The organism is Bacillus sp. L75 (assembly GCF_003676355.1).
GTDB lineage: Bacteria > Bacillota > Bacilli > Bacillales > Bacillaceae > Bacillus > Bacillus velezensis.
In genome coordinates this window covers 451066-459237 of sequence record NZ_ML064903.1, presented here as the reverse complement: position 1 = coordinate 459237, position 8172 = coordinate 451066, and the positions used below count along the sequence as shown (strand labels likewise).

Sequence of the window (8172 nt, the reverse complement as noted above, 5' to 3'; positions counted from 1 at the left end):
GGGCGGTAAAGGTCGATGTATTCGCGTGGAGCAGCGGGTGAAGTCTGGCTGCTTTCTCACTTTTCGCTGAGCCTGTTTTGTCAAGTGACACATCAGCTTTTGTGACCCAATATCGGTCTTTGGCAAAAGGGTAGGCCGGGAGACTGATGCGGCCCGGGTTGCACTGATAAAGAGCTGACCAATCGACGTCAAGTCCTTTAACCCAAAGGTCAAGCAGCTTTCCGTATTTCCCTTTTCTCAGCCAGGCATTTATGGTAAGCGCCATATCTTCATCAGAAGTGAGCGAAGCCGCCAATGAATGATGTTTGGCTGTCCTGCCCCGCCAGATATGAGCATGTTCGATATTATGATCGTTTGAGAAACTCATAAGCTTCATTTTCAGTTCTTCTATCGACTCGGCCGTAAATGCAAGCCGCTCAGCCATCGGTTCTCTTCCCGCCTGAAGCGTGTAAGCGATCTTGGCCAAATCCCCGTCAGAACGTTTTTTTCTTATGACATCATCCAGAAGCTGGCGGGCGCGCTCTGATAATTGCTGCTCATTTCGCGCTGATAAAATGATAACAGCCGGTTTTTGCGGAGAAACAGACGCGTTTTCCATTGGTTTCAGGCTGTCAGACGGCACATATTCCTGAATGATGACATGTGCGTTTGAACCTCCTGCTCCAAACGAGGAAATGCCGGCAATTCTCGGATATTCCTTCATTTTACCCGTGATATTCAAGACAGGTCGTTTCCATTCCGTTTCTTTTTGCTGTACGAAAAACGGAGTGTGCTCAAACTCAATATTCGGATTCAATTCCGCCGCATGCAATGAAGGGGCAATCCTCTTATGTTTCAATTGCAGAAGCAGTTTGGTGATCCCCGCAATCCCGGCAGCGCTTTCTAAATGTCCGATATTTGATTTAATGGAACCGATGGAACAAAACTGCCGGTCTTCTGTTGTCAGGCGAAAAGCTTTCGTTAACCCGTCGATTTCAATCGGATCACCGAGCGCAGTGCCCGTTCCGTGGGCTTCCAAGTAACTGACCGTTCTCGGGTGAATGTCTGTCCGTTTCAACGTCTCTGCGATCAGATCAAACTGCGCTTTCGGATTTGGCACCATATAAGCGTTTGTCCTGCCTGCTGCGTTCAGCATGCTTCCTTTGATAACGCCGTAAATATGATCGCCGTCTTTCTCCGCTTGAGCAAGCGGCTTTAACACAATCGCCCCTACTCCTTCACCGTCAACAAAACCGTCCGCACTGTCTCCGAAAGATTTGCATTTATCACCGGGAGACAGCATTGAAAAAGCGGACAGCCGCTCATAGTGGGCCGGATCAACGATAAGATTGACTCCGCCGGCAATCGCTGTTTCACTCATTCCGCTCCGCAGGCTTTCTGCGGCGAGATGGACAGCTGTTAAAGAAGAAGAGCAGGCTGTATCCACAGCCATACTCGGCCCTTGGAAATTGAACAAAAACGATACTCTGTTTGCGATAGACCAGTCGCTGGGAACTGTCGGGTAATTGCTGTTCATCACACCGACAAAGACTCCGATTTTCCGGCTGTCACAAAGCGTGGCCGGGGTGTACCCCGCATCTTCAATGCTTGAATAAGCAGTCTGCAGAAACAACCTTTCCTGCGGATCCATCCTTTCAGCTTCCGCGGGAGATATACGGAAAAACAGCGGATCAAATTTATCAATGTCATCGAGAAAACCGCCCCATTTTGAATAAATGGACCCCCATTTTCCGCGTTCCTCGTTATAAAACGTTTTCCAGTCCCAGCGATCTTTCGGCACTTCAGTAATAGAATGCCTGCCGGCTTTTACATTTTCCCACAGCTCATCAACGTGATCGGCGCCCGGATACCGGCCTGACAGACCGATGACAGCGATATCCTGGATATAGGGATCTCCGTTCGTCCTGCTGCCTTCCTCGTTTTGAGGAATCTTGTTTTGTTTTACATTCAGATTATCTGTGTGATCAGCCAGCTGTGCCTCACGCACACCCATCGCTTTCATAAATGCTTCCGGCTGAGAAAGAAGCAGGTAATCCGCGATTTCTTCTATCGTCTGATATTCAAAAAAGAGGGTGCTGGTCATTTGGTCAAACACGTTACGAAAGGCATTTGTGAGCCTGACGACCAGAATAGAATCCAAACCGTATGCGGTTAAGGAAACCGACGGATCCATTCTCCCGCTCGGAATCTTCAGCGTTTTTCCTATTAATTCCGTCAGATATGCGATGCCCCGTTCTCTTACGTTTGGAATCGGCGCGGCGCTTTCTGCGGGAGCCTGCACCCGTCCGGCGTTTTCGGGATGAGCCCGTCCATTCCCGAATTGCCGCTCGAGCGCTTCTTTACGGGAAGACAGAAAGTAATCAGCAAGCTCATCAATGGTTTGATATTCAAAAAATAAAGTGCTGCTGACAGAACCGAAGACGTCTTTTAACGCGTTGGTCAGTCTGACGACCAGTATGGAATCCAATCCGTATGCGGTTAAAGGTTCATGGGATAAAAGACGATGCGCCGGCACTTTAAGCGCTTCACCGATTACCTTCTTCATCAGTTCAACGCTTTTTTCTCTCAGGCTGAAATGCAAAGTATCATCCGAAAGACCTTCTGCGTCATACGGACGGCGCTCCGGCTTCTCTTCTGAGGCCTGCGTGAGGGCAAGCCTGACCATTCCGTCACTTTCAGCCGCTATAATCTGCTGGCCTAAGTCGTGTGCGGTTTCAGCCGGAAACAGAGGATGGACGAATCCTTCAAGCGAAAGCGCTTCCGCCCAGCCGGCCGGATCAACCCCCGGACAGCCCGGAATCCGTAAATCATGATCCTCATACAGCCACCAGCCTTCAAGAAGGCCGAACGTCACATGGTTGAATATGGTGCGGCTGTTGATCTCATTTATAAACAGCTGGCCGTTTTTTTGCAGCATTGCTTTCGCATGGCGCAACGTAGAGCGGATATTTTTTGTCGCATGAAGCACATTGGTCGCGATCACTGCGTCATACGTGCCGATGTCCGGCGCTTCTGCTGATACCGGCTGCTCAGCGTTGAATATTTTATAAGTGACATAAGGATATTCCGGACCGAATATGTCTTCTGCATGTAAAAGAAATGCTTTAGAAATATCCGTGAAACAATATTCGGCAATATGCGCTTCATACGGTTTCAATTTTCTCATGACCGCGGCGCTCGTCCCGCCTGTTCCGGCTCCGACTTCTAAAATGCGGATTTTCGCCTGCGGGTCTTTTTCCAGACGTTCCTTCAAAACTGCAATCAATGTGTCAGCAAGCTTGTCATTGAAAAAATCAGAAATGATATTATTGCGGTAAATGCCTTCCACAAGACGGAAGGAGGAGTCAGGGAACATCACTTCCGTTGCCGGAAGCTTTCCGGTTAAAATGTCTGGAAGCACACGCAATGTCTCTTCTGCCAATCTGACATGCGCCCTCATGTCTTTCTGGCGCAGCCAAGTCTCTTTTTTCCGCTCCCATTCCTCCCAAACCTGCCCTAAATCCGTTTTTTCCGGAGCAAGCGCTAATTCAGTCAAGAGGACAAAGCTCTCTTTCAGCCATCTGCTGTATTGTTCCGTTATGCCGGCAGCCGATTGAAATAACGGCAAAGCCTGATCAAGCCCGGCTCCCATCTCATAAAGGGTTGATGCAAGCATTTTTTCAATAAGGGATTCCATCTTTCTCATGCAGCTCATGACACTTGATGCTTTTAACCGCTCAGCTTCGTCATTCTGCGTGATGTTAACCGCTAATTGTCCGAGTGCGGAAGGAATCTTTTCCGGATAAACCGTTACTTGTTCTTTCAGATCGTCTTTCATAAAAACCGGATCTGTCGTTTTGATCAGCGCCAGCTGGTCATGAGGTCCGGAAAGCAGGGTTTCCAGCGTTTTCATCGCTTCGGGCGCCTCAATAGAAGCGATTCCGTCCCGCTCCATCCGTTTCCGGTATTGTTCTGAAGCGACGACGCCGACACTTCCCCAAAAGCCCCAATTGACAACTTTTACGGCATACGGCGCTTTCTGTGAGATCCGCTTAGCAAAAGCGTCTTTAAACGTGCACCCGGCGGCATAATTGCTCTGTCCCGGCGCTTTTTGAAACGACATCATCGAAGAGAAAAACAGCAAGAAATCCAGGGGTTCCCCTTCAGCTACCCGGGCAATCTGCAAGCTCACATCAGTTTTTGCAGAAAGTGAAGCGCGGAACTGATCCTCTTCCATATTGGCAAAACTTCGGTCTGATAACACGATGGCGGAATGAATGATTCCGCGGACCTTTCCATTTTCCTTTACAATGGTGTCATACGCCCGTTTGAGAGAGTCATAATCCGCAGCATCTGCGCTGAAATATTGCGGTGCGGGACCTAAAGCCGCAAGTCTTTTCAGCTTTCTTTCAATCTGTGTATCTTTTTTCCGTCTCCCGATCCAGATAATTTTCGCCTGATAGGTCTGAATCATATATTCAGTCCATACTTCTCCTATTCCGCCTGCTCCGCCGATAATCACATAAACCCCGCCGTGCCGGTATAATGAAGGCTCATCTGCATGAGGCCGGCAGACGGCCAATTGCTGTCGGTGCCACTGACCTGCACGAAAGACCCACGGATTTCCCTCGGGGTCCGACGGTAAAGAGAAGACATCGGGAAGATGCCGGTCTCCCCTTTGAGATTCCAAATCAAGAAGCCGGATGTTCCAATTGCTGTATTCTTTTGCGAGCGACCCCGCTAATCCGTGTATGCTTGCATGACTCGGATTGACCTCATCATGTTCATGAATCGGCTGTGCTTGAAACGTGCAGATTGTCAATGATAGTTGTTCCGTGTCAAAATTCAGAAGCAGAAGCGCTTTTACCAGCCGGAAAAGCTGCATGACCCCGTGCTCCTGTCCCTCGGCCGTATCCGCATCATAAACGGATGGAATGGGATGATCCGGCGCCGCCCATATCATGTGTTGAAAAGAGCCTTGCGCTTTCAATGTTTCAGCCATTTGTTCCGCGCTGTCCAAAGAAGTGATGTCCGGAAAACGGACATCGGAATACATCTCTTTCAAAGCCTGCTGAAAATCCGGCCCGGCCCCGATGACGATTATTTTTTCTTCACGCATGAAAGACATGCCGGTTTCCGGAATGGTGACGGTGTTCCAAACCGGTGTCATAAGCAATTCCGTTTCACAGCTTTTCTTCGGCGTGACGCCGGCTTTTTGGTTAAACCCGGCGCTTTCCTGCACCTCTTTTATGATAAAATCTTTCACTGCCGCCAACAGCACGCCGCGCTCATCACAAATATGCAGATCAAATTGGTGAACAGAGGCCGCTTTTACCTCCGCATGCACAAATACGGTTTTCGCTAACGGTTCAAGCAGCTGTATTTCTCCGAAGGAAAACGGTACGATAAGCACAGGCTCTTTTTGAAATTGCAGCACATGCGCCATTGCAGTTTGAACAGCGCCATCCATTAAGGACGGATGTAGGATGTACTGTTTAAAATCGGCTTCCAAGTGTGACGGGAGCGTTAATTTGGCCAGTGCTTTCCTTTCTGTATAAGAGAATTCGCGGATGACCTGAAAACTGTCCTTTTGCACGATTCCCGCCTCAGAGAACGAGTGATAGATGTCTTCCGGCTCCGTTCTCTGCGCAAATGGCGCCGGGAGCTGAAAGGCCGGGGCCTCAAAAGACGCTCCTTTTTCTTTACAAATCACTTCTCCTTGCGAAAAGAGAGCGCCGTCCGCTCCTTTTTCTTTAATGACATAGCTTATACGCTCTTTTTCTGCTTCAAACTCTATCATGACGGATCTTGGGTCTGTCCCTGTCACAATCGGCTCCATGTACCACACACTTTGAAGAGAGACGACCGGGCGTTCTCCCCACAATCCCGCGCCGTATGCCGCCATTTCCAGATGACAGACTCCGGGAAGCACATATTTTTCGTTCACTAAATGATCTTTAAAGAAATATTCGTCCTTGGAAAATATCTTTTGAAACGTCCCTTTCCGGGCGGATGAAATATTCTCATCAAGCAGAGGATGCAGCGCTTCACGCCTTTTGATATTTTGGGGCTTTTTTGTATACCGCTTTTTTTGATCGGTCAGCCAGGACGTTTCCTTTAAAAACGGATACGTAGGAAGCGGGACTTTCTGATACGGCGTTTCCGGCTTTTTGCAACACTGAAGGCCTTTCACCCACAGCGCGGCAAATTTCTCAGGATCTGAAACGGATTGGCCTGAAACGTCCGGCCGCCCGGGTGACGCTTTTCCGAAGTACATATGCCTGCCGTCGCTGTGACCGCTTACAAATCCGTCCAATCGCTGTTTCAGCTCAGAAAGGGATGATGCAATGACAGCAAGCCGGAAGGAGAAAGGCTCTCTGCCTGACAATAAGGTGGCAGCGATATTTTCCAGACTGTATCCGCCGGCAGAAGGCAGGTTTTCCAATCGGGCAAGAAAAGAGCTTAATTTCCCGGCATATTCTTTCAGCTGCTGTTCGGAATGTGCGCTTAATACGACGGCATGCGGTTTTTGCTCAGTATTCCCGTCCGCTTGCCGTTTTGGCTGATAAGCACCTACGATCAGATGGGCATTAGAGCCTCCTGCGCCGAATGAACTGATTGCGGCGATTCTCGGTTTATTTCCTTCAGCCGGCCACGGCCGGTTGTTTCGGACGACATAAAATGGCGAATCAGAAAAAGAAATCTTGCGGTTCAGTTCCTCGGAGTGCAGACTGGCGGGAAGCGTTTCATGTTTCATGCTTAAAAGCACCTTGATTAAACCGGCGATCCCTGCAGCCGCTTCCAAATGTCCGATATTGGATTTCACCGAGCCGATTCCGCAGTAGTTTTTCTCATCGGTCTGTTTATCAAATGCCATAGACAGGCCGCGTATCTCAATCGGATCGCCGAGTGCCGTGCCGGTTCCGTGAGCTTCAATGTAGCTGATATCCGCCGGACTTACCGCGGCTCTGTTTAGAGCGGATAAAATCAGGTCCCGGTGCGCTTCCGGATTCGGCACCGTATACCCGGTCGTTTTGCCGCCGTGATTAGTGGCGGACCCCTTAATGACACCGTAGATGTGGTCGTTGTCCGCAATCGCTTTTTTCAATGGTTTTAACAAAACGGCTCCCGCACCTTCACCGGGCACGTAACCGTCTCCGCCTTCACCGAAACTGCGGCATTTTCCTTCAGAAGACAGAAAATGCGATTGGCTTAAAAACATGTATTTTTGCGGATGTAAGCTGAGGTTGACGCCTCCGGCCAGCGCCATTTCACAGTCGCCCGACATAATGGCCTGACAAGCCTGATGGACGGCGACAAGCGATGAAGAACACGCCGTATCAACAGCAATGCTCGGGCCATGGAGATCAAGGAAATAAGAAACCCGGTTCGGAATGCCCCAATATAAGGAGCCGGGGCCTTTGTACTGATCTTTGAGGAAACCTTCTTCGTGTGCAATTAATGAATATTCATTCCAGGTCACTCCGGCGAAAACACCGATTTGATCCGTCGGCCTCGCCGCCGGATTCCCGTAACCGGCATCCTCCATCGCTTCCCAGCAGCACGTGACATACAATTTTTGCTGGGGGTCCATTAAATCAGCTTCCCACGGGGAAACAGAAAAAAACAGCGGGTCAAATTGATCCGGATGATCAATAAAACCTCCCCATTTACTGTATGACGCGTATTCTGCCGTTTTCTCTTCCGAGTAATAAGAGCTGTCCCATCTGTCCTCTGGGATTTCGGAGACACAATCTTTATTTTCCATTAAATTGTCCCAAAAATCATGCTGGTTTTCCGCTTTCGGAAACATCCCGCTCATTCCGATAACCGCAATATCAGAGCTCCCGTCCGTTTCCTGTACAGGCACCTTTTCAGCCGCCTGTACGGGAAGCAATTCTTCTTCCTGCCGGCTTCCCGTATCAGGCTCCGTTTCTTTGAATTCAAGAACGCTTTCGGGATTTCGTTTCTGCGCACTTAAAAACTCACTCAATTTCTCAATGTTCGGATATTCAAACAGCAGCGTTTCAGAAAGGCCGGTAAATTCTTTATGCAATATGGTCATGATTTCTTCACTGATGAGAGACGTCACGCCAAGAGTAAAAAAAGCGGTTTTATCTTCCGCTTCGGTCACCTCGGCACCCAGCTTTTGCGCTATTACCGTTCTTAAAAATTCGTTAATACATTTCATGA

The 8172-nt window shown here is 49.2% G+C and carries 1 protein-coding gene; it reads right to left on the bottom strand.

Annotation, left to right across the window (positions count from 1 at the left end):
- A partial coding sequence (locus D5S11_RS08550) for an SDR family NAD(P)-dependent oxidoreductase (RefSeq protein WP_128424608.1) occupies positions 1-8170 on the bottom strand: 8170 nt, incomplete at its 3' end.
- Positions 8171-8172 lie beyond the last annotated feature (2 nt).